The 23,939-nt window shown below is 42.7% G+C and carries 20 protein-coding genes and 1 rRNA gene; all 21 read left to right on the forward strand.

Annotated elements, in window-relative coordinates:
* The first annotated feature begins 15 nt into the window (after nucleotides 1–15).
* The 21 genes from NKF87_RS05065 to NKF87_RS05165 all read left to right on the forward strand — a co-directional run bounded on the left by NKF87_RS05065 (nucleotide 16) and on the right by NKF87_RS05165 (nucleotide 23,879).
* The gene (locus tag NKF87_RS05065) at nucleotides 16–1,683 is read left to right on the forward strand and encodes a ribonuclease J (protein ID WP_055281559.1); all 1,668 of its coding nucleotides are present in this window, start codon (nucleotides 16–18) and stop codon (nucleotides 1,681–1,683) included.
* Between the two features lie 160 nt (nucleotides 1,684–1,843).
* Nucleotides 1,844–2,509, forward strand: coding sequence for an O-methyltransferase (locus tag NKF87_RS05070; protein ID WP_117597220.1), 666 nt, complete (start codon nucleotides 1,844–1,846; stop codon nucleotides 2,507–2,509).
* A gap of 1 nt (nucleotide 2,510) precedes the next feature.
* The gene (locus NKF87_RS05075; RefSeq protein WP_117597222.1) at nucleotides 2,511–3,749 is read left to right on the forward strand and encodes a peptidase U32 family protein; all 1,239 of its coding nucleotides are present in this window, start codon (nucleotides 2,511–2,513) and stop codon (nucleotides 3,747–3,749) included.
* Nucleotides 3,750–3,856: 107 nt separating this feature from the next.
* Nucleotides 3,857–4,480 (forward strand): RNA polymerase sporulation sigma factor SigK, encoded by a 624-nt coding sequence (gene sigK, locus NKF87_RS05080; protein ID WP_028086987.1) that lies wholly within the window; start codon nucleotides 3,857–3,859, stop codon nucleotides 4,478–4,480.
* A gap of 115 nt (nucleotides 4,481–4,595) precedes the next feature.
* Nucleotides 4,596–5,687 carry an MGDG synthase family glycosyltransferase gene (locus NKF87_RS05085; RefSeq protein WP_117597224.1) on the forward strand — a complete coding sequence of 364 codons (1,092 nt, stop codon included), beginning with the start codon at nucleotides 4,596–4,598 and terminating at the stop codon, nucleotides 5,685–5,687.
* A complete protein-coding gene (locus NKF87_RS05090; RefSeq protein WP_117597226.1) occupies nucleotides 5,687–6,415 on the forward strand; it encodes a polysaccharide deacetylase family protein in 729 nt (242 codons plus the stop codon). The genes NKF87_RS05085 and NKF87_RS05090 overlap by 1 nt, the downstream gene beginning before the upstream one ends.
* Nucleotides 6,384–7,442 carry a lysylphosphatidylglycerol synthase transmembrane domain-containing protein gene (locus NKF87_RS05095; protein WP_253584106.1) on the forward strand — a complete coding sequence of 353 codons (1,059 nt, stop codon included), beginning with the start codon at nucleotides 6,384–6,386 and terminating at the stop codon, nucleotides 7,440–7,442. The genes NKF87_RS05090 and NKF87_RS05095 overlap by 32 nt, the downstream gene beginning before the upstream one ends.
* A 240-nt stretch (nucleotides 7,443–7,682) precedes the next feature.
* On the forward strand, nucleotides 7,683–9,233 hold the full coding sequence (locus NKF87_RS05100) for a YifB family Mg chelatase-like AAA ATPase (protein ID WP_117597230.1): 1,551 nt from the start codon (nucleotides 7,683–7,685) through the stop codon (nucleotides 9,231–9,233).
* A 10-nt stretch (nucleotides 9,234–9,243) separates the two neighbouring features.
* Complete coding sequence (gene dprA / locus NKF87_RS05105; protein ID WP_055281543.1) at nucleotides 9,244–10,323, forward strand: DNA-processing protein DprA; 1,080 nt, start codon at nucleotides 9,244–9,246, stop codon at nucleotides 10,321–10,323.
* Nucleotides 10,324–10,349: 26 nt separating this feature from the next.
* Complete coding sequence (gene topA, locus NKF87_RS05110) at nucleotides 10,350–12,434, forward strand: type I DNA topoisomerase (RefSeq protein WP_253584108.1); 2,085 nt, start codon at nucleotides 10,350–10,352, stop codon at nucleotides 12,432–12,434.
* A gap of 64 nt (nucleotides 12,435–12,498) precedes the next feature.
* Nucleotides 12,499–13,281, forward strand: coding sequence for a GTP-sensing pleiotropic transcriptional regulator CodY (gene codY, locus NKF87_RS05115; RefSeq protein ID WP_055281541.1), 783 nt, complete (start codon nucleotides 12,499–12,501; stop codon nucleotides 13,279–13,281).
* 64 nt (nucleotides 13,282–13,345) lie between these two features.
* Nucleotides 13,346–13,654: a hypothetical protein gene (locus NKF87_RS05120; RefSeq protein WP_226851666.1), complete on the forward strand. Its 309-nt coding sequence runs from the start codon at nucleotides 13,346–13,348 to the stop codon at nucleotides 13,652–13,654.
* Between the two features lie 112 nt (nucleotides 13,655–13,766).
* Nucleotides 13,767–14,051: a co-chaperone GroES gene (locus NKF87_RS05125; protein WP_028086978.1), complete on the forward strand. Its 285-nt coding sequence runs from the start codon at nucleotides 13,767–13,769 to the stop codon at nucleotides 14,049–14,051.
* Nucleotides 14,052–14,090: 39 nt separating this feature from the next.
* A complete protein-coding gene (groL, locus tag NKF87_RS05130) occupies nucleotides 14,091–15,713 on the forward strand; it encodes a chaperonin GroEL (RefSeq protein WP_055281536.1) in 1,623 nt (540 codons plus the stop codon).
* 104 nt (nucleotides 15,714–15,817) lie between these two features.
* A complete protein-coding gene (locus tag NKF87_RS05135; RefSeq protein ID WP_055281534.1) occupies nucleotides 15,818–16,309 on the forward strand; it encodes a DUF6106 family protein in 492 nt (163 codons plus the stop codon).
* A 124-nt stretch (nucleotides 16,310–16,433) separates the two neighbouring features.
* The gene (guaB, locus tag NKF87_RS05140) at nucleotides 16,434–17,888 is read left to right on the forward strand and encodes an IMP dehydrogenase (RefSeq protein ID WP_028086975.1); all 1,455 of its coding nucleotides are present in this window, start codon (nucleotides 16,434–16,436) and stop codon (nucleotides 17,886–17,888) included.
* A gap of 234 nt (nucleotides 17,889–18,122) precedes the next feature.
* Nucleotides 18,123–19,151, forward strand: a complete 1,029-nt coding sequence (locus tag NKF87_RS05145) for an aldose epimerase family protein (protein WP_192934763.1) — start codon at nucleotides 18,123–18,125, stop codon at nucleotides 19,149–19,151.
* 101 nt (nucleotides 19,152–19,252) lie between these two features.
* Complete coding sequence (locus NKF87_RS05150; RefSeq protein ID WP_253584109.1) at nucleotides 19,253–19,906, forward strand: N-acetylmuramoyl-L-alanine amidase family protein; 654 nt, start codon at nucleotides 19,253–19,255, stop codon at nucleotides 19,904–19,906.
* Between the two features lie 78 nt (nucleotides 19,907–19,984).
* Nucleotides 19,985–21,265, forward strand: a complete 1,281-nt coding sequence (locus tag NKF87_RS05155) for a S1C family serine protease (RefSeq protein WP_118309323.1) — start codon at nucleotides 19,985–19,987, stop codon at nucleotides 21,263–21,265.
* 123 nt (nucleotides 21,266–21,388) lie between these two features.
* Nucleotides 21,389–21,805: a hypothetical protein gene (locus NKF87_RS05160; RefSeq protein WP_055281525.1), complete on the forward strand. Its 417-nt coding sequence runs from the start codon at nucleotides 21,389–21,391 to the stop codon at nucleotides 21,803–21,805.
* Nucleotides 21,806–22,347: 542 nt separating this feature from the next.
* Nucleotides 22,348–23,879: ribosomal RNA gene (locus NKF87_RS05165) — 16S ribosomal RNA — on the forward strand.
* The last annotated feature ends 60 nt before the right edge of the window (nucleotides 23,880–23,939 follow it).

Raw genomic sequence — 23,939 nt, forward strand, 5'->3', positions numbered from 1 at the left:
CGTGGAGGTGTAATTTTGAAAAGAGAAAACAATGGAAAAATGCGTATCATTCCACTCGGAGGTCTGGAAAAGATCGGAATGAACATCACAGCTTTTGAGTATGAAGACAGTATTATTGTTGTAGACTGCGGATTATCTTTCCCGGAGGAGGATATGCTCGGAATCGACCTGGTCATTCCGGATGTCACCTACCTGAAAGATAACATTCAGAAAGTAAAAGGATTTGTAATCACCCATGGACATGAGGACCATATCGGTGCACTTCCTTATGTATTAAGAGAACTGAATCTTCCTATCTATGCGACAAAGCTTACGATGGGAATCATTGAGAAAAAGCTGACGGAACACAATCTGCTCCGCAGTACAAGAAGAAAAGTTGTCAGACACGGACAGTCGATCAATCTGGGACAGTTCCGTATCGAATTTATTAAGACAAACCACAGTATTCAGGATGCGGCAGCACTGGCAATCTATTCACCGGCCGGTATTGTTGTGCATACAGGAGACTTTAAAGTAGATTATACACCGGTATATGGTGATGCGATCGATCTGCAGAGATTTGCAGAGATCGGTAAGAAAGGCGTACTGGCACTGATGTCAGACAGTACCAATGCCGAGAGACCAGGATTTACACAGTCAGAGCGTACGGTAGGTATCACATTTGATCATGTTTTTGCAGAGCATAAAGATACCAGAATTATCATTGCAACATTTGCGTCAAATGTAGACCGTGTGCAGCAGATCATCAATACGGCATGTAAATATGACCGTAAGGTGGTCGTAGAGGGACGAAGCATGGTGAATATCATCCAGGTTGCACAGGAACTGGGATATCTCAATGTTCCGGATAAGACATTGATCGAGATCGACCAGCTTAAGAATTATCCGCCGGAGAAGACCGTTCTGATCACAACCGGAAGCCAGGGAGAATCTATGGCAGCTCTGTCGCGTATGGCAGCAGATGTGCATAAGAAAGTAACGATCATGCCTGGTGATACGATCATCTTCAGCTCGAATCCGATCCCTGGAAATGAAAAGTCTGTATCCAAGGTAATCAATGAACTGACAGCTAAGGGAGCGAATGTCATCTTCCAGGATGCACATGTATCCGGTCATGCATGTCAGGAAGAACTGAAACTGATCTATTCTTTGGTAAAACCGAAATATGCGATCCCGGTTCACGGAGAATACCGTCACCTCAAAGCAAATGCGGGAATTGCCAGAATGCTTGGCATTCCGAAAGATAATATTTTCATCCTGAAATCCGGTAATGTTCTGGAAGTCAGTGAGAAGGAAGCAAAAGTAGTAGACAATGTACACACAGGAGAGATTCTGGTAGACGGACTTGGTGTAGGAGATGTAGGAAATATTGTTCTTCGTGACAGACAGCATCTGGCGGAAGACGGTATTATGATCGTTGTACTGACACTGGAAAAAGGAAGCAATCAGCTTCTTGCAGGTCCGGATATTGTATCGCGTGGATTCGTCTATGTAAGAGAGTCCGAAAGCCTGATGGAAGAGGCAAGAAAAGTCCTTACAGATGCAGTGGAGGATTGTCTGACACATCAGCGCAACGCAGACTGGAGTAAGATTAAGCTTGTGATCCGTGATACGATGAACGATTTCATTTGGAAACGTACCAAGAGAAGACCAATGATCCTCCCGATCATTATGGACGTATAAAAAAAGAAAAAATGAGCCGCCACATAGTACGAAACCGGCGCCTTCCGACACAGTGTGTGAGGCTGGTTTTGTACAATGTACGGCTCGTTTCCTTGTAGAATCCTAAGAGAAACTGCAGGAAAGAACAGGTACAAACAGTTAGAACAGAGGTAGAGATACTATGATCGTAGATGAACGTATGGTTACATACATCCGGTCGTTGGAACGTCCGGAGAATCCTGTGATAGAGGTAATCGAACAGGAAGCATTGGAAAACTTCGTACCGATCATCCGCAAAGAAACCCAGAGCTTCTTAAAGGTAATGATGTTAATGAACCGCCCGGCCAGAGTGCTGGAGGTGGGCACAGCAGTCGGATTTTCGGCAATCTTAATGAGTGAATATCTTCCGGAAGGAAGCCGTATCACAACAATAGAAAACTATGAAAAAAGAATCCCGATTGCGCGAAACAACTTTAAGCGTGCGGGGAAAGAAGAACAGATCACGCTGATCGAAGGGGATGCCCTGGAAGTGATGAAGACCCTGGAAGGTCCATATGATTTTATCTTTATGGATGCGGCCAAGGGACAGTATATCCATTATATGCCGGAGGCAGTAAGACTGCTTGCGGATGGAGGTATCCTGATGTCAGACAACGTATTACAGGATGGGGATATCATAGAATCCAGATTTGCGGTAGAGAGGCGGAACCGTACCATCCACAGCCGTATGCGGGATTACCTCTATGAATTAAAGCACAGCAATGTGCTGGAGACATCGATCATCCCGTTGGGTGATGGTGTGGCACTCAGTATCAAGAAGAAAAAAGAGGAGAAGGAGAATCAATAAGATGAGAAACAGACATCCAGAATTACTGATTCCTGCAAGCAGTCTGGAAGTGTTGAAGACTGCGGTTATGTTTGGTGCAGATGCAGTATATATCGGAGGAGAGGCATTTGGACTTCGTGCAAAGGCAAAGAACTTCTCTATGGAAGACATGAAAGAAGGCGTGCAGTTTGCGCATGAGCATGGAGCAAGAGTTCATGTCACTGTAAATATTCTTGCACATAATGATGACCTGGAAGGTGCGGCAGAGTATTTAAAAGAACTAAAAGAGATCGGACCGGATGCGCTGATCATTGCAGATCCGGCAATTTTTATGCTTGCAAAAGAGATTTGCCCGGAGATAGAAAGACATGTCAGCACACAGGCAAATAACACGAACTATGGAACATTCAACTTCTGGTGGAACCTGGGGGCAAAGCGTGTGGTAACAGCCAGAGAACTTTCATTAAAAGAAATCAGGGAGATCCGTGCGCATATCCCGGCAGAGATGGAGATTGAAAGTTTTATCCATGGGGCAATGTGTATTTCTTATTCCGGAAGATGCCTGCTGAGCAATTTCTTTACGGGAAGAGATGCCAATCAGGGTGCCTGTACACATCCGTGCCGTTGGAAATATTCCGTGGTAGAAGAGACAAGACCGGGCGAATATATGCCGGTGTATGAGAATGAAAGAGGAACATACATTTTCAACTCCAAGGATCTGTGTATGATTGAACACATTCCGGAAATGATCGATGCGGGAATTGATAGTTTTAAGATTGAGGGACGTATGAAGACGGCTCTGTATGTGGCAACGGTTGCAAGAACTTACCGCAAGGCGATCGATGATTATCTGGAGGATCCGAAGAAATATGAGGCGAATATGCCTTGGTACAGGGATCAGATTTCGAACTGTACGTATCGTCAGTTTACGACAGGATTTTATTTTGGAAAACCGGGTGACGAGAGCCAGATCTACGATAGTAACACGTATATCAAAGAGTACACTTATCTTGGGATTATCGGCGGGATTAAAGATGGCATGTACCGCATCGAACAGAGAAATAAGTTCTCTGTAGGTGAGACTGTCGAGATTATGAAACCGGACGGACAGAACGTAGAAGTAACGGTGGAAAAGATCATAGATGAGGATGGGCAGGAGCAGGAGAGTGCGCCGCATCCAAAGCAGGTGCTGTATGTGGCATTAAGCGGAGAAGCTTCCGTATATGATATTTTAAGACGCCAGGAAGGTGTAACGGAATAGGGCAGACAAGTAACAGAGAAAGCAGTGATTCAGTGCAAAAATGGAAAAGCACAGAATCACTGCTTTTTGCATAGAATATAATAAATCTGCCTAAGAGGTGCTTTGTCTTGAAGTCATTTCCCCAACCATTGACGGCAGCGGAAGAAAAGTACTATATGCAGAAATATACAGAGGGTGATCTGGAAGCAAAGCACATTCTAATAGAACGGAATCTGCGTCTGGTTGCACATATCGTGAAAAAGTACCAGCCGCCTCCGGAAGAGATGGAAGACCTTCTGTCGATCGGAACCATCGGGCTTATGAAGGCTGTTGTAACGTTTGATCCGGATAAGAGCGCAAGGCTTGCATCGTATGCAGCAAGGTGCATCGAAAATGAAGTATTGATGTACTTGAGAGGTAAGAAAAAAAGTTCAAAAGAAGTATCTTTGTATGAACCGATCGGAACGGATCGGGAAGGCAATGAGATACAATTATTTGATGTGATTGAGATGAATGAAGAAGATGTCTACCGAAGACTGGAACGTAAGGAAGACGTGATCCGTCTGTATCAGCAGGTGGAATCGGTATTGTCTCAGAGAGAACGAATGGTACTGAAGCTGCGGTACGGCCTGTATAATGAAGAGGAATATACACAGCGGGAAATTGCAGCAATGCTCGGCATTTCCAGATCGTATGTATCAAGAATTGAGAAGAGTGCGATTGAAAAATTAAGAAACTTTTTCACTTCTTAGAAAAGTCTTTAAAAAATCTTTAGAATTCTATATCCGTTATTTTAAGAATCAAAGTCTATACTTAACACCATAAGAAAGAGGCATGCAAAATGGTATGTGAGAAAGGGTGGCAGTTATGAAAGTACTGGTGTTAAGTGGTAGATTTGGAATGGGACATGAGATGGCAGCCAATGCGATCTGCGAACAGTTCCGGAAAATAGATGAACAGGCAGAAATTGAAAAAAAAGATCTTCTGGAAGAGTTATATCCACATATCAGTAAATTCATTTTCGGTGGATTCCGCATGATGGTAGAGCACTGTTACGGGATTTATAATTTTATCTACAAAATGTCCGGAAGGATGAAGGTAGAAATACAGCCAAGGGGAAAGGCACTCTATAAAAGGTTAAAGAAGATCATGGATGGAGAACAACCAGATGTGATCGTCTGTACACATCCGATGTGTGTAAAAGCAATTGCATCCTATAAAGAAAAGACAGGGCTTAAAACACCACTTGTGACCTGCATCACAGATATCAGTATGCATCCGGAGTGGACAGCACCACAGACAGACATCTATCTTGTTCCGACACAGGAGATCAAAAGGCATCTGATGAAGGAGGGGACCAGGGCGGAAGATATTCTTGTGACAGGAATTCCGGTTCGCCAGCAGTTCCTGGATGCAGATTACCGTCAGAAACGGGAAAGAAACAGAACACGCAGGGTGCTCATTATGGGAGGCGGACTTGGGCTGATGCCGGATCTGAAAGAATTGCTTGAAAAATTACATAGCATGCAAGGTGTTGAGAGCGTAGTCATTACCGGAAAAAATCATAAGATGTATGAGGAATGGGTGAACCGCTATGAGGATGTGGAAGTACTTGGATACACGGAAAATATCAGCAGATATATGCGTGGGGCAGACCTTGTGATTACAAAAGCAGGTGGAATTACGTTGTTTGAAATTCTGCACAGTCAGGTTCCGCTATTTGTCATCCACCCGTTTCTGGAGCAGGAGATGAATAATGCAAGGTATGCGGCAGAAAAAGGATTTGCCAAAGTCATATGGGGCAGACGTGAAGACTATATTCCGGAACTGGAAAAGCTGTTAAGTGATGAAAAAATGATGGAAGAAATGACCGGAAATGTAAGGCGTGCCTGTAAAGAGATGATAGAAGTATCACTGGATGAGGCAGTAGGGATCATGGAAGAAAGGATGACGGCATAATGAATATACCAAAGACTGCAAAGCTGGGACTGGCCTGTGTCGCAGCACTGAGTTATAGTGTGATTCCGACGTATTTGCTGAAATACCGTTGGATTTTCAGAAGCAGACAGAGGGCATCCCGGGAAGAGAAGGTTTTGTACCTGACATTTGATGACGGTCCGGATACAGTATATACGAATATATTACTCGATTTTCTGGAGAAGGAACAGATTCCGGCAGCATTTTTCATGGTCGCAGGATCTGCTCGGAAGCATCCCGGGATCGTGGAACGGATGAGAAAGAGCGGATACCAGGTCGGAATACATTCGTTGAGCCACGAAAGTGCGATGCTTTCCGGACCGGGAAGAACTGGCCGGGATGTGAAAGAATCGAAAAAGATTATGGAGAAGATGGATATTGCAGTGAAATGGTACAGACCACCGTGGGGACATCTGAACCTGGCAAGTCTGTTCTGGATACGGAAGCTGCATCTGAATCTGGTATTCTGGGATGTGATGGCACAGGACTGGTCAGCGAAAGAGACTCCGGACAGTATCTGCAATAAGATATTAAGAAGAGTCTTTCCGGGTGCGGTTATCTGTCTGCATGACGGCAGAGGGGAGAACGGAGCACCGGGAAGAACGATAGAAGCATTGAAAAAAGCAATCCCATTGTTGAAAGCGCAGGGGTATGAATTCAGAAGGATAGAAGAAAAATATGGAACAGCAGGTGAGTCAGAGATCGATTAAAAAGTATATGGTTTTATTTCCGGTTTTAGCACTGTTGGTATGTTTCGTTATTTTGAAGGGTGCAGATATGGAAGCTGTGTGGAATGCCATGAAAAGTGCGAAGCCGCAATGGATGGCAGCAGGGCTTATACTGGCGGCGGTATTCAATATCGCGGAAGCGATCAATCTGAGGAGCGTATTGAATTCATTTGGATATCAGGTAAGTTTCAGACAGGGTATGAAATATGCTTATACCGGCTATTTTTTCAGTTCGATCACCCCATCTGCAACAGGCGGACAGCCGGTACAGTTATATGTGATGAATAAGGATAATATCCATGTGGCACATGGAACGATGGCTCTTCTGACAGAACTCACCAGTTTTCAGATTGCAGCATTTCTGATGGAAAATGTAGCAACGTTCTGGATACTGACGGGAAGGATACGTCTGAATAAGATGATGCTGGCATTGGCGGCTCTCGGGTATCTGATGAATCTGATTTTTATAGCAGCACTGGTGGTCATAATGTTATCCGAAGGTCTGAAAAAGAAGATTGTAAATGGAATACGTTTCCTGATCATGAAACTCCCGTTTGGGAATAAGAAGAGATTGGGCGCTAAGATGGACGAGATTGTTCGTGATTTTGAAGATTGTAAATTGTTTTTTAAAAGAGATCCGGTACTTGCGTTAAAAGTGACAACAGTCAGTCTGATCCAGATCATCTGCTGGTTCAGTGTTCCATGGGCAGTGTATCATGCAATGGGAGAGTCCGGCAGTTCTTATGGAAGTATGTTTCTGCATCAGATCATTTTGTATATGACTACAGCACTTCTTCCGTTCCCGGGAGCTGAGGGAATTAGTGAATTCTCATTCGTAAAGTTGTTTGCAGGTATCTTTACTTCTGTTCCGGTGGCAGCGGCAGTACTGGTGAATCGGGGGATCAGCTTTTATTTTTTGCTGATATTAAGTGGAATCTTTAGCATCGTGCTTGGACGCATGGATAGAAAATCAAAAAGTAAAATGAAAGTGAAATTAGAAAAATATTGACACGGCGGAAAGAATAGGCTATGATGATTGCACATTTAACGAAGATGAGTGATCAAGTACAGACTATTCTTTTTCGTTTTCTAAATCTGGACCGCCAGTGGCGGATTCTGTAGATGACCGAATCGGTCAAGTTATCAACTATATCAAAACAATTTTATATGAGTGCCGGACAAATAAGGCAGAAAAGATGCTTATATAAGGACAGGTTCTGCATGGTCTGGTATGGAAAGGAGTGTGCAGATGGCATTTTGTACAGTTTTATCTGCTTCAGTTCAGGGACTGGGGGTAGAGATGATCCGTGTGGAAGCGGATGTAAGTAACGGACTTCCGATGTTCCATATGGTGGGATATCTGTCTTCGGAAGTGAAAGAGGCATCAGAACGGGTGAGAACAGCAATCCGCAATTCGGGGATGAAACTTCCGGCAAAGAAAATCATTGTCAATCTTGCGCCGGCAACTGTCCGGAAAAAAGGGGCATCGTTTGATCTGCCGATTGCTCTGGCGGTGCTGGCAGCTATGGGGTATATACCGGAAGAAGCAATGGAACGGGTGATCGTAACAGGGGAATTGAGTCTGGAGGGGAAAATAAGAGGTGTACCGGGAGTTCTGCCGATGGTGATAGAGGCGAAAGAACAAGGATGTAAAAGCTTTATCCTGCCCGGAGAGAATGAGACAGAAGGAAGACTCGTAAAAGGAATCGAGATTCTACCGGCAGATAATCTGGAGGAACTCTGTGCGTATCTGAACGGAGCTGCGCGTTCGGAAAAGTCTAAAAGGGAGAAAAAAGAAAATGAAAAAAACAAACAACATAGAACCAGAGAAGATTTTGCGGATATCTGCGGACAGAAAGCGGTGAAACGTGCAGCAGAAATTGCAGTGGCAGGAGGGCACAATCTGTTAATGGCTGGATCACCTGGATCCGGAAAAACGATGATCGCAAAGCGGATCGCAACCATTTTACCGGAACTGTCATGGGAAGAAAGTCTGGAAATTACGAAGATCTACAGTGTATTGGGGCTGGTGGATCAGGAATACCCGCTGATCACACAGCGTCCGTTTCGTAATGTTCATCATACAATCACCAGAACAGCGCTGACAGGGGGCGGCAGAATACCGATGCCCGGGGAGATCAGTATGGCACACGGAGGTGTGCTGTTTCTTGATGAACTTGCGGAATTTCCAAGAAATGTTCTGGAAGTACTAAGACAGCCATTGGAAGAACATCAGATTCATATTGCGAGAAATTATGGAAATTTTACATTTCCGGCGGAATTCATGCTGGTGGCAGCAATGAATCCGTGTCCATGCGGAAACTATCCGGATGTGCAGAAATGTTCCTGCACACCCGGGCAGATTCAGAAATACCTTGGCAAGATCAGCCAGCCGTTCCTGGATCGTATGGATATCTGCATAGAGACTCCGAAAGTTGTATACCGGGATCTGGACGGAGAACGGAAAGATCTGGAAGGGGAAGAGACATCTGAGACGATACGCCGCAGAGTGACGGATGCAAGGAATATACAGAGGGAAAGATATAAAGGAACAGATATCAGGACAAATGCAGTATTAGGACCGCAGGAGATCGGACATTACGTAGAACTGGGAGAGCGCGAAAGAAAGATGATGGAGCTTGCATTTGAAAGAATCGGGCTTACAGCAAGGACCTATCATAAGATCCTGCGTGTGGCAAGGACAATTGCAGATTTGGATTACAGTGAGAAGGTAAAGGAGAAACATTTAAAAGAAGCTATTGCTTACCGGTCACTGGATAAGAAGTATTGGGGACGTTAGGAGGATGTGAATGATATATGAATACTGGCTGGCAGGGATAGAAGGCATTTCGAATCTGAAAAAAAGAAAATTAAGAGAGGTATATGGAAATGGAAAAGCAATATATTATATAGAAGAAACTAATTTGAAGAAACATACATTTCTGAATGAGAAGGATATAGAGAGACTGAAAAAAGCAAAGAAAACAGTTAATCTCGAAATGCAATGGGAAAAATCCGTGAAAAAGAAGATAAAATTTGTGCCGTATTTTTCGGATGATTATCCGAAAAAAATGAAAGTGATCACAGATCCCCCGTACGCCTTGTACGTACTTGGATCGCTGCCGGATGAAAATGTGAAAAGCGCAGCAATCGTAGGGGCCAGGAATTGTACTTCATATGGAGAACAAATGGCATTGCAGTATGGGAAATGTCTTGGGCATGCGGGAGTACAGGTGATAAGCGGTATGGCGAGAGGAATCGACGGAGCAGGGCAGAGAGGTGCTTTGAACGGAGACGGAACAACGTTTGCTGTTCTGGGATGTGGAGTGGATGTGTGTTATCCAAGAGAAAATATAGGATTATATATGGACATTCAAAAAAAAGGCGGAATCATATCGGAATTTCCACCCGGAACCGAACCACTTGCAAGAAATTTTCCGATGCGGAACCGGATTATCAGTGGACTGGCGGAATGGATACTGGTGATAGAGGCAAAAGAAAAGAGCGGATCTTTGATCACTGCAGATTTTGCACTGGATCAGGGGAAGGATGTCTATGCACTTCCGGGACCGGTGACAAGTGCGTTGAGTCAGGGATGTCACAGACTGATCCGGCAGGGAGCGGGAATACTGATCACACCGGAAGAACTGATGGATGAATGGAATCTGAATCGGATGCAAATTGGACAAAAAAATAACAAAAATGAAAAAATGCTTGAAAGTCCTGAGCGTATGGTGTATAGTTGTCTCGATTTGTTCCCGAAAGGAATCGATGAACTGATGAAAGAAACAGAACTTTCTATTTCAGAATTGATGGAAAGACTGATTACTTTGGAATTGAAAGGATACGCAGAAGAAGTATCCAGAAATTATTATATAAGGCTGTTGTAAGAACGGTCGGTATTATGGAGGAAATTATGGCACGCTATCTGGTAATCGTGGAGTCACCTGCAAAGGTGAAGACCATTAAGAAGTTCTTAGGAAGTAATTATGTAGTGACCGCATCGAACGGTCATGTGAGAGATATGCCCAAAAGCCAGATGGGTATCGATATTGAAAATGATTACGAACCAAAGTATATAACGATCAGAGGAAAGGGAGAGATTCTTGCGAAGCTTCGTAAGGAAGTCAAAAAGGCGGACAAGATATATCTTGCAACTGACCCGGACCGGGAGGGAGAAGCAATATCCTGGCATCTGAGTAAAGCTTTGAAATTAGAAGATAAGAAAGTTTATCGAATCAGTTTTAATGAGATTACTAAGAATGCAGTAAAAGCGTCGCTTAAGAATCCAAGAGAAATCGATATGGATCTGGTGGATGCGCAGCAGGCACGCCGTGTACTGGACAGAATTGTAGGTTACAAGATCAGTCCGCTCCTGTGGGCAAAGGTTAAGAGAGGATTAAGTGCCGGACGTGTACAGTCGGTTGCATTGCGTATTATCGCAGACAGAGAAGAAGAGATCAATGCTTTTATTCCGGAAGAATACTGGACACTGGATGCGGATCTGAAGGTCAAAGGAGAAAGAAAACTTCTGACTGCTAAGTTCTATGGTACAGAAAAGAATAAGATGACAATCTCATCCAGGGAAGAACTGGACGCGATCATGAAAGAAGTAGAAAATGCGGAGTATTCTGTTGCCGATATAAAAAAAGGAGAACGTACCAAGAAGGCACCGGTACCGTTTACAACCAGTACGTTGCAGCAGGAAGCATCCAAGGCATTGAATTTTGCAACAGCCAAGACCATGCGTATTGCCCAGCAGTTATATGAGGGTGTGGATATCAAAGGCAGTGGTACTGTGGGATTGATCACATACCTGCGTACGGATTCTACCCGTATCTCAGAGGAAGCGGATGCAACAGTAAGAGAATATATCAGGGAAGGCTTCGGTGAAGAGTATGTTGCCGACGGAGACGTTAAGAAATCTTCAGACAAGAAGATCATTCAGGATGCACATGAGGCGATCCGTCCGACAGATGTAACCAGAACACCGGCAGCAGTGAAAGAATTCTTAAGCCGTGACCAGTTCCGTCTGTACCAGCTTGTATGGAAACGTTTTATTGCCAGCAGAATGCAGCCGGCCAGATACGAGACGACTTCTGTAAAGATTGCCGCAGGACAGTATCGTTTTACAGTCGCTGCATCCAAGATTGTTTTTGAAGGGTTCCGCAGTGTATATACGGAAGCCGGTGAGACAAAAGAAGAGAACAATGTGCTGTTAAAAGGGCTGGATATGGATTCTGTCCTTACGAAAGAAAGTCTGAACAGTAAGCAGCATTTTACACAACCACCGGCACATTATACAGAGGCAACATTGGTTAAGACACTGGAAGAACTTGGAATCGGGCGTCCAAGTACATATGCGCCGACAATTTCTACGATCATTGCAAGACGCTATGTGGCAAAAGAGAATAAGAATCTGTATCTGACGGAAATCGGAGAAGTAGTGAATAATATTATGAAACAGTCCTTCCCGAGTATTGTGGATGTGAACTTTACGGCAAATATGGAGAGCCTTCTGGATGGCGTTGCGGAAGGAAAAGTCAGATGGAAGACAATCATCGAGAATTTTTATCCGGATCTGGAGGCAGCAGTGGAAAAAGCCGAGACAGAACTGGAACAGGTGAAGATTGAAGATGAAGTGACAGATGTGATCTGTGAGGAGTGCGGCCGCAATATGGTTGTCAAATACGGCCCGCATGGAAAATTCCTTGCATGCCCGGGATTCCCTGACTGCCGTAACACGAAACCATATCTGGAAAAGATAGGTGTACCATGCCCTGTCTGTGGTAAAGATGTGGTAATCCGGAAGACGAAAAAGGGAAGACGATATTACGGCTGCGAGGATAACCCAGAATGTGAATTTATGTCATGGCAGAAGCCATCGACAAAAAAATGTCCGAGATGTGGTAAATACATGCTGGAAAAAGGAAATAAACTGGTTTGCAGCGATGAACAGTGCGGATATGTAGAAAATATTGAAAATAATAAGGATAATTAATGATATTCGTTGAATATTTCAGAATTGTATGATAATATACATTCATAAGGATGGAGGAATGTAAATGGGCGTACAATTGTTGGATAAAACCAGAAAAATCAACAAATTACTGCATAACAATAGTTCGAGTAAAGTTGTCTTCAATGATATCTGCGAAGTCCTTACAGAAATTTTAAATTCGAACGTATTAGTGATCAGTAAAAAAGGAAAAGTGCTTGGCGGAAGCAAATGCGAAGGTGTGCCTTACATTACCGAATTGATCGAGAGAGAAATCGGAAAACATGTAGATGATATGCTGAATGAGCGGCTGCTTAGTATCTTATCAACAAAAGAAAATGTAAATCTTCAGACATTGGGATTTTCCGAAGAAGCTGTCAAAGGTTATCAGGCGATTATTACGCCAATTGACATTGCAGGGGAAAGACTCGGGACACTGTTTATCTATAAAAAAGATAAAGTGTATGAGATTGATGACATCATTTTGAGTGAATACGGAACAACGGTTGTTGGTCTTGAGATGTTAAGATCTGTGAATGAAGAAAGTGCAGAAGAAACCAGAAAAGAGCATATTGTACAATCGGCAATCAGTACATTGTCGTATTCGGAATTAGAAGCAATCATTCATATATTTGATGAGTTGGATGGTGCGGAAGGAATTCTGGTCGCAAGTAAGATTGCAGACCGTGTCGGAATTACCAGATCGGTAATTGTCAATGCCCTGAGAAAATTCGAAAGTGCGGGTGTGATTGAATCCCGTTCTTCCGGCATGAAAGGAACGTATATTAAAGTAATCAATGATTATGTATTTACGGAACTTGACCGCATTAAAGCAGAACGTACAAAATAATAAGAACTATAAAGGGTATCGGGCAACTGATACCCTTTTCACAGTATAAAGGAGGATGCGGATAGTGAAATATGGAGGATGTACGGCAAAACTCAGAATGGACCGCGTAATTCTGGAAGACAGTTTTTTTGATGAAACGGAATATTTATGCAAGATCATAGCATATGATGAAGAGGAGGAGACGTTGTATCTGGTATCGGAAGAGGCGGAACTCACCTTTTATTCTTTGGATGGAATCTATGAGTGCAGCATAGAGGATCCGAAAGATCCTGTGGTCTGCAAAGGAATATTAAAAGAACGTTACTGGAACAAGGCAGGCAGGGTTATGAAATTTAAAATTCAAAATGGATTTTATAAAAAAGTTCTAAACTAAATAGAAAGTGTGTTGACAAACCAAAAGGAGAGTGCTATTTTATATCTAGAATCTTTCAGCACTCTCTTTTGTTGAGTGCTAATAATACAGAAATAATTAAGGAGGAATAGATATGAAGTTAGTACCATTAGGTGACAGAGTTGTATTAAAACAGTGTGTAGCAGAGGAGACTACAAAGTCGGGAATCGTGATTCCTGGACAGTCTAAGGAAAAACCGCAGCAGGCAGAGGTTATTGCTGTAGGACCAGGTGGAATGGTGAATGGTAAAGAAGTTGAGATGCATGTTACAACAGGACAGCAGGTAATTTATTCCAAATATGCAGGAACGAATGTTGAGATTGATGACGAGGAATATATCATTGTAAAACAGGATGATATTCTGGCCATCTGCGAGTAATTGTACAATTAATTCATATATTTCAGGAGGTAGATACCAATGGCAAAAGAAATTAAATATGGTGCAGAAGCAAGAAGAGCGCTGGAAGCTGGTGTTAATCAGCTCGCTGATACAGTAAGAGTAACAATCGGACCAAAAGGACGCAATGTCGTTCTGGATAAATCTTTTGGAGCACCACTGATCACAAATGACGGTGTAACAATTGCAAAAGAGATTGAACTGGAAGACAGATTTGAAAATATGGGAGCACAACTGATCAAAGAAGTTGCTTCTAAGACAAATGATGTAGCAGGAGACGGTACTACAACAGCAACTGTACTTGCACAGGCAATGGTTCATGAAGGTATGAAGAACCTGGAAGCAGGAGCGAATCCGATCATTCTCCGTAAAGGAATGAAGAAAGCAACAGATGTGGCAGTAGAAGCCATTGCGAAGATGTCAAGCAAAGTAAAAGACAAAGATCAGATTGCAAAAGTGGCAGCAATTTCTGCAGGTGATGCTGAAGTTGGACAGATGGTGGCAGATGCTATGGAGAAAGTATCTAATGACGGAGTTATTACGATCGAAGAGTCTAAGACTATGAAGACGGAGCTGGATCTTGTAGAAGGTATGCAGTTTGACCGTGGATATGTATCTGCATATATGGCTACAGATATGGATAAGATGGAAGCAAATCTGGATGATCCATATATTCTGATCACAGATAAGAAGATTTCTAATATTCAGGAAATCCTTCCGCTTCTGGAGCAGATTGTTCAGGCTGGAGCAAGACTTCTTATTATCGCAGAAGATATTGAGGGAGAGGCACTTACAACTCTGATCGTTAATAAACTGCGTGGAACATTCAATGTTGTAGCTGTAAAAGCACCTGGATACGGTGACAGAAGAAAAGAAATGTTAAAAGACATTGCTACACTGACAGGTGGTCAGGTTATTTCTGAGGAACTCGGTATGGAACTGAAAGATACAACCATGGATCAGCTTGGACGTGCAAAATCTGTAAAGGTACAGAAAGAAAATACAGTAATTGTTGATGGTATGGGAGATAAGAATGCAATCGCAGACCGCGTTGCCCAGATCAAGGCACAGATCGAAGAGACAACATCTGACTTTGACAGAGAAAAACTTCAGGAAAGACTTGCAAAACTTGCAGGCGGCGTAGCTGTTATCCGTGTCGGAGCAGCAACGGAGACAGAGATGAAAGAAGCAAAACTTCGTATGGAAGATGCCTTGAACGCCACAAGAGCAGCAGTAGAGGAAGGTATCATTTCCGGTGGTGGATCTGCATACATTCATGCGTCCAAAGCAGTTGCTGAAGCGATTGACGGACTGGAAGGTGACGAGAAAACAGGTGCAAAGGTTGTCCTGAAAGCTTTGGAAGCACCACTGTTCCATATCTCAGCCAATGCAGGACTGGAAGGTGCTGTTATCATTAACAAGGTAAGAGAATCAGAAGTAGGAACCGGATTTGATGCTCTGACAGAACAGTACGTAGATATGGTGGAAAACGGAATTCTGGATCCTGCTAAGGTTACAAGAAGTGCACTGCAGAACGCAACATCTGTTGCTTCTACACTTCTCACAACAGAATCTGTTGTAGCAGATATCAAAGAAGATGCACCGGCTGTACCGGCAGGAAATCCGGGTATGGGTATGATGTAACAGAATATTAAATTTTTGAGAACTCCTCGTCAGAGGAGTTTTCTTTTTTGCTTCAGGTGTGCTACAATAGACATAGCTTAAAGCAGACTTGGAGGAAAGAAAAAATGGATGATTTTTACACAGAGCAGCTGATAAAAAAACAGGCGGACTCAAAGGATACACTTAAGAAAGCGGGGCTGATCGTATTGACGGTTTTGTCAGTGCTTTTGGTTTTTGCAATACCGGTGGGGATTATTTTTCCAGTTGTAATGATCGTGGTTGATGTGCTGGTATTCAGCAATATGAATGTGGAGTATGAGTATGTATTTGTGAATGGAGATCTTGATATAGACAAGATCATGAACAAATCCAGAAGAAAAAGAATGTTTTCTGTAGATGCAGATCAGATGGAACTTCTTGCACCGGTAGGAGCTGTAGAATTAATGCAGTATAAGAAGGTCAGGACATATGATTATACATCAGGAAAAAATCATGCAGAAATCTATGCATTGATTGCTTCGAACAAAGGAGAACTGTGTAAAGTTTTGTTTGAGCCAAATGAGACGATCATAGAAGGATTCTTTGTAAAAGCACCAAGAAAAGTAATCAGAAAATAATACGTAAAATGTAAAAAAGATTGTATTAAAATAAAAACATGTTAAAAGCTGTTGACAAATATGGGTATGATTCGCTAAGATAGCTGTTAAATATGAATATGCAAAAGAAAGAGAGGAAGAAATCATGGGAAAGATAATTGGAGAAGGTATTACATTTGATGATGTGCTTTTAGTTCCATCGTACTCAGAAGTAATTCCGAACCAGGTGGATTTATCTACTTACCTGACTAAGAAAATTAAGTTAAATATTCCGATGATGAGTGCCGGAATGGATACTGTTACCGAGCACCGTATGGCAATTGCAATGGCCAGACAGGGGGGGATCGGAATTATCCATAAAAATATGTCTATTGAACAGCAGGCTGAGGAAGTGGATAAGGTAAAACGTTCAGAAAACGGTGTTATTACAGATCCATTTTATTTATCACCGGATAATACACTGGAAGATGCCAACAATCTGATGGCAAAGTTCAGAATCTCAGGTGTGCCGATCACAGAGGGAAAAAAATTAGTTGGTATTATCACAAACCGTGATTTGAAATTTGAAGAAGACTTTTCAAAGAAAATCAGAGAGTCAATGACTTCGGAAGGGTTGATCACAGCACCGGAAGGAATTACTCTGGAAGAAGCAAAGAAGATTCTTGCAAAAGCCAGAAAGGAAAAACTTCCGATCGTAGATAAAGACTTCAACCTGAAAGGTTTGATCACAATTAAGGATATTGAAAAACAGATTAAATATCCATTATCTGCAAAAGATGCGCAGGGACGTCTGCTTTGCGGAGCTGCAATCGGAATTACAGCAAACTGTCTTGAGAGAGCAAAGGCTCTGGTAGATGCAAAGGTTGATGTGGTTGTTTTGGATTCAGCACACGGACATTCAGCAAACGTTATTCATACAGTTGATATGATTAAGAGCAAATTCCCGGATCTGCAGGTAATTGCAGGTAACGTTGCTACCGGAGCTGCAACAGAAGATCTGATCAAAGCCGGTGTTGATGCGGTTAAAGTTGGAATCGGACCTGGATCGATCTGTACAACACGTATCATTGCAGGTATTGGTGTTCCTCAGATCACAGCAGTTATGGACTGCTATGAAGCGGCAGACAAATATGGAATTCCGATCATTGCGGATGGAGGAATAAAGTACTCCGGAGATATGACAAAAGCAATCGCAGCCGGAGCGAATGTATGTATGATGGGAAGTATCTTTGCAGGATGTGATGAGAGTCCTGGAACATTCGAATTATTCCAGGGTAGAAAATATAAAGTATACCGTGGTATGGGATCTATCTCAGCAATGGAGAACGGAAGTAAAGATCGTTACTTCCAAACAGATGCGAAAAAACTGGTTCCGGAAGGTGTCGAAGGACGTGTTGCTTACAAAGGAAGCGTGGAAGATACTGTATTCCAGTTAATGGGTGGTCTTCGTTCAGGTATGGGATATTGCGGAGCACCAACAATTGAGGATTTGAAACAGACAGGAAAATTCGTGAAGATTTCTTCGGCTTCATTAAAAGAAAGTCATCCTCATGATATTCATATTACAAAAGAAGCACCAAACTACAGTGTAGACGAATAAAAAAGATTCGGGCGTCGTGAAAACGGCGCCTTTTTGTATTATATGTGTCTGGCAAAGAGAGAGTTTAAATGAATAATATCAGAAAAAATATCCTGAAAATTCTTCATATCATGGTTTTCAGAGATGAATATATAGAGTATAATAAGATTTAGGTAGTCTGCTTGGTATATAAATGCACATAATAAATACACAAGTAATATTAAAAAAAATAAAGTAAAAGGGAGATGCCTGGATATGAAAAAAGAATTTGGAACAACGAGAAACGGGGAAACAGCAAGCTGTTATATATTGAAAAACAGCAAAGGAATGAAAGCAGTTGTATCTGATTTTGGAGCTGCTTTACTGAAGCTTTACGTACCGGATAAGAATGGAAAGTCTCAGGATGTCGTATTGGGATACGAGACACTTGAGGATTATGAAAATGGTGGAGATTCTGTAGGAGCGACTGTCGGACGTGTGGCAAACCGTATTGGAACTGGTGCATTCGAACTGAACGGAAAGAAATATGAGCTTACGAAGAATGATAACGGGGAAAATACACTTCATGGAGGAACAGATTTCTATAATAAAAGAATGTGGAGTGTAAAAGAAGAGGATGATACACATGTAGTATTTATGCTTGTCAGTCCGGACGGGGATCAGGGATTCCCGGGAGAAGTAAAGATAGAAGTATCCTATACAGTTACGGAAGAAAATGAATTAAAGATTCATTATTATGCAATTCCTGATCAGGATACACTTTTGAACATGACGAATCACAGCTATTTCAACCTGGCAGGACATGCATCCGGAACCGCATGTAATGCAAAAGTGTGGCTGGATGCAGATGCATTTACAGAGACGGATGCTGAACTGATTCCAACAGGAACGGTAATTCCGGTAGAGGGCACACCAATGGATTTCCGTGAAGGAAAAAAGGTTGCAAAAGAGATCGGAGCAGATTATAAACCATTGAAACTGGCAGGCGGCTATGATCATAACTGGGTATTAAACGGGTCGGGATTCAGAAAAGTGGCATCAGCCGAATCGGAAGAGACAGGTATTAAGATGGAAGTATATACAGACCTTCCGGGTATACAGTTCTATTCTGGCAATTTCCTGGCAGGAGCTAAGGGAAAGGAAGGAGCTGTCTATGGAAAGGGTTGTGGTATATGCTTTGAAACGCAGTATTTCCCGGATGCAATTCATAAAGATAATTTTGAATCTCCGATTACAAAAGCCGGAGAAGTATATGATACAACAACAACGTATAGGTTTTGCTGATTTTCATAAAACCATAAGAATCTCTTTCGGGTACATTAAAAAATGAATGATAAAATAGATAAAAGTGTACTATATAAGGATAGATAAAAAAGAGAGAAAAGATGAAAAAAACGAGAAGCCATTCTAAAAAAGGTCTAATCATTCTTATTATAATAACAGTTGTACTGTGTGTGGTGACGGTTTTAAAAAAGCAGGAGCAGCCGGAAGAATATACGGAAAATAAAAGTGATTACATAGATTCTGTAAGACCGGATATAGACGTAGAACTGCTGACGCCGAATGAGTATTCCAGAGCGGGAATCGCAACAAATAAGATTACAGGAATTGTGATTCATTATACAGCAAATCCCGGTGCTTCGGCTATGAATAACCGGGATTATTTCGAAGGATTGAAGGACAGTCACATTACGAAAGCAAGCAGTAATTTTGTTGTGGGTCTGGAAGGTGAGATTGTTCAATGTGTACCAACATGGGAGATGGCGTATGCCTCAAACAGCAGGAATATTGATACGGTGTCGATAGAATGCTGTCATCCGGACGAAACGGGAAAATTCAATCAAAAGACGTATCAGTCTATGGTAGATCTTTGCGCGTGGCTGTGTCTGAAGTTCGATCTGAATGAAAATGATGTTATACGTCATTATGATGTGACTGGAAAGATTTGCCCCAAATATTTTGTAGAACATGAAGATGCATGGAAACAGTTCAAGGGTGATGTGGGAGTAAAGCTGGAAAAATTAAAGGAATATCAATAAATCTCCTTAGTTTTATCACAGATTAAACACAATTACGCTGTACACTACCAATATAAGATATGAAAGGGGCAATAAGATATGGAAAATCAATATAATTATTATACAACCGATCAGAATATGAATACGGGAAATTATGGCGGCGGTGGGGAACCGGGAAAAGAACCGCAGAAAAAAAGAGGAAAAGGCGCAGCGAGATGGGCAAAGGTGGTCTGTGCAGGACTGGTATTTGGAGTGGTTGCAAGTGCTGCATTTCAGACGAGTAATATTGTGGCAGGAAAAGTTCTTGGTACAACACAGACAACGAATAAAACAGCTAAGACAACAACGACCAGCAATGCAAAACTGACAACTTCAACCAACAGCTCAATAGGAACCGCAAATGTAACAGAGGTAACTAAAAATGCGATGCCGTCAATTGTGTCCATTACAAACATGAGTGTACAGGAAGTGCAGAATTTCTTCGGTGGTACACAGAAACAGGAAAGTGAAAGTGCCGGTTCTGGAATTATTATTGGACAGAACGATTCAGAACTTCTGATTGCAACCAATAACCATGTAGTAGAAGGAAGCAGTACACTGACAGTTACCTTTATAGATGGGAAAAGCGTGAAAGCTGACATCAAAGGTACGGATTCAGACAAGGATCTTGCAGTTGTGGCAGTTCCGTTAAGCGAGATCAAGGATTCTACGATGGATAAAATTGCGGTGGCAACACTGGGAAATTCAGATCAGACACAGGTAGGAGATCAGGTAATTGCGATCGGAAATGCTCTCGGATACGGACAGTCAGTAACGACAGGTATTGTATCTGCAAAAGACCGCACAATGGATAGTTACGATGGAAAACTTCTTCAGACAGATGCGGCTATCAATCCGGGAAACAGCGGAGGTGCTCTTCTGAATGCAAATGGAGAAGTGATTGGAATCAATTCTGCAAAGATTGCAACGGAAACAGTAGAGGGAATAGGATATGCGATTCCGGTATCTGATGTAAGTGATCTGATCACAAATCTGATGAATCAGAAGACAAAAACCAAGGTAGCAGAATCCGAAAGAGGCTACATTGGAATCAAAGGTGTAGATGTAACAGCAGACAGTGCACAGATGTATAATATGCCGACAGGAGTATATGTATCAGAAGTGATCTCCGGTGGCGGTGCAGAAAAAGCAGGCATTACAAAAGGAGCCGTTATTACAGGAATCGAAGGAACAAGCGTAGATGGAATGGATGCATTGCAGGAACAGCTTCAATATTATAAAGCAGGAGAAAAAGTAAAAATCACGATTCAGACACAGAATAAGAATGGTGAATACGAGAAAAAAGATGTTGAAGTAACATTAGGAAAACAATCGGAATAATTTGGATAAAAAATTGATATTTGTAAATTGATGTAGTATAATGTCAATGTATATGGAATATACAAGGCCGAAAGGCGCAAAGCACAGTTTGAAATAATACACTATGGGGAGGGACAGATTCATATGAAGTGTCCAATATGTGGTCAGGAATTAAGACCAGGAAAAAAAGATCCGAATTATCTGTTGTGCTATAATTGCAAAAAGAAGTTCAAAATTCCACAGAGTGCTCATAAAGTACAGAAGAGAGCGGAAAAACCGGAACCTGAAGAACAGAAGTATTCGAATATACCGCCAAAAGAAGTACGCGAAAAACGTGAACAGGAAATGCGAGATGCGTATGATGAACTCCTTGCAGTAGGAGATGGGAAAAAGAAAAAGAAACCAGCTCCGAAGCCGCAGCGCAGAGAAGAATTAGAGGATGAATATTATGATGATATCGACGACGAAGAAGAAGAGAAGATGTCAAAAGCACCGATCATTATTCTTGCAATTGCTATCATTGTAGTAGCTGGATTAATTGCATTCATGTTACTCAGATAATTGATCAAGGGAGTATACCGACAACAAATTATCTAAAGCGAACATAAAGTGCTGACTTGCCTACAGGTAAGTCAGCATTTTTGCGAGATGAAAAGATTGAAATTAAGCTGAAAAAGAGTTAAATCAAAAAGAAATAAAAAAGAATAAAATAACAGTTGACAAACACAACGGCTTGTGATATTCTTAATAAGCTGTCGCTTGAGACAAACGAATGTTTGAGAAAGAGATGGTAGACGGACAGCTGAAAAGCTGGTCGAAAAAAGATTAAAAAAGTTCTTGACAAATGTCAATGAATATGATAGTCTAAATAAGCTGTTTCAAACAGCAAAGACAAAGAACCTTGATAATTAAACAATAGACAACAACCCTGAAAATTCTAAAGAGAATTATTCAGAACAGACATTTAATGTCGAACCTTAAAACAGTAAAGGGGATAAGAAAGCTAGTAGTTTTCTTGAACTGGAACGAACTTAATGAAGTTCCATCGGCGGAGCCGAGGAACAATTAATTTGCTAAGCATCGAAGATGCAAAGCAAATTATATTTAACGAGAGTTTGATCCTGGCTCAGGATGAACGCTGGCGGCGTGCTTAACACATGCAAGTCGAGCGAAGCACTTAAGTCTGATTCTTCGGATGAAGACTTTTGTGACTGAGCGGCGGACGGGTGAGTAACGCGTGGGTAACCTGCCTCATACAGGGGGATAACAGTTAGAAATGACTGCTAATACCGCATAAGACCACAGTACCGCATGGTACAGTGGTAAAAACTCCGGTGGTATGAGATGGACCCGCGTCTGATTAGGTAGTTGGTGGGGTAACGGCCTACCAAGCCGACGATCAGTAGCCGACCTGAGAGGGTGACCGGCCACATTGGGACTGAGACACGGCCCAGACTCCTACGGGAGGCAGCAGTGGGGAATATTGCACAATGGAGGAAACTCTGATGCAGCGACGCCGCGTGAAGGATGAAGTATTTCGGTATGTAAACTTCTATCAGCAGGGAAGAAAATGACGGTACCTGACTAAGAAGCCCCGGCTAACTACGTGCCAGCAGCCGCGGTAATACGTAGGGGGCAAGCGTTATCCGGATTTACTGGGTGTAAAGGGAGCGTAGACGGCACGGCAAGCCAGATGTGAAAGCCCGGGGCTCAACCCCGGGACTGCATTTGGAACTGCTGAGCTAGAGTGTCGGAGAGGCAAGTGGAATTCCTAGTGTAGCGGTGAAATGCGTAGATATTAGGAGGAACACCAGTGGCGAAGGCGGCTTGCTGGACGATGACTGACGTTGAGGCTCGAAAGCGTGGGGAGCAAACAGGATTAGATACCCTGGTAGTCCACGCCGTAAACGATGACTGCTAGGTGTCGGGTGGCAAAGCCATTCGGTGCCGCAGCTAACGCAATAAGCAGTCCACCTGGGGAGTACGTTCGCAAGAATGAAACTCAAAGGAATTGACGGGGACCCGCACAAGCGGTGGAGCATGTGGTTTAATTCGAAGCAACGCGAAGAACCTTACCTGATCTTGACATCCCGATGACCGCTTCGTAATGGAAGCTTTTCTTCGGAACATCGGTGACAGGTGGTGCATGGTTGTCGTCAGCTCGTGTCGTGAGATGTTGGGTTAAGTCCCGCAACGAGCGCAACCCCTATCTTCAGTAGCCAGCAAGTGATGTTGGGCACTCTGGAGAGACTGCCAGGGATAACCTGGAGGAAGGTGGGGATGACGTCAAATCATCATGCCCCTTATGACCAGGGCTACACACGTGCTACAATGGCGTAAACAAAGAGAAGCGAACTCGCGAGGGTAAGCAAATCTCAAAAATAACGTCTCAGTTCGGATTGTAGTCTGCAACTCGACTACATGAAGCTGGAATCGCTAGTAATCGCAGATCAGAATGCTGCGGTGAATACGTTCCCGGGTCTTGTACACACCGCCCGTCACACCATGGGAGTCAGTAACGCCCGAAGTCAGTGACCCAACCGCAAGGAGGGAGCTGCCGAAGGTGGGACCGATAACTGGGGTGAAGTCGTAACAAGGTAGCCGTATCGGAAGGTGCGGCTGGATCACCTCCTTTCTAAGGAATAAAAGTAAGGGTTGTTATCTATTGTTTAGTTATTAAGGCTGTCAAAAGCTT

The organism is Dorea longicatena (assembly GCF_024168045.1).
Taxonomy (GTDB): Bacteria; Bacillota; Clostridia; order Lachnospirales; family Lachnospiraceae; genus Dorea_A.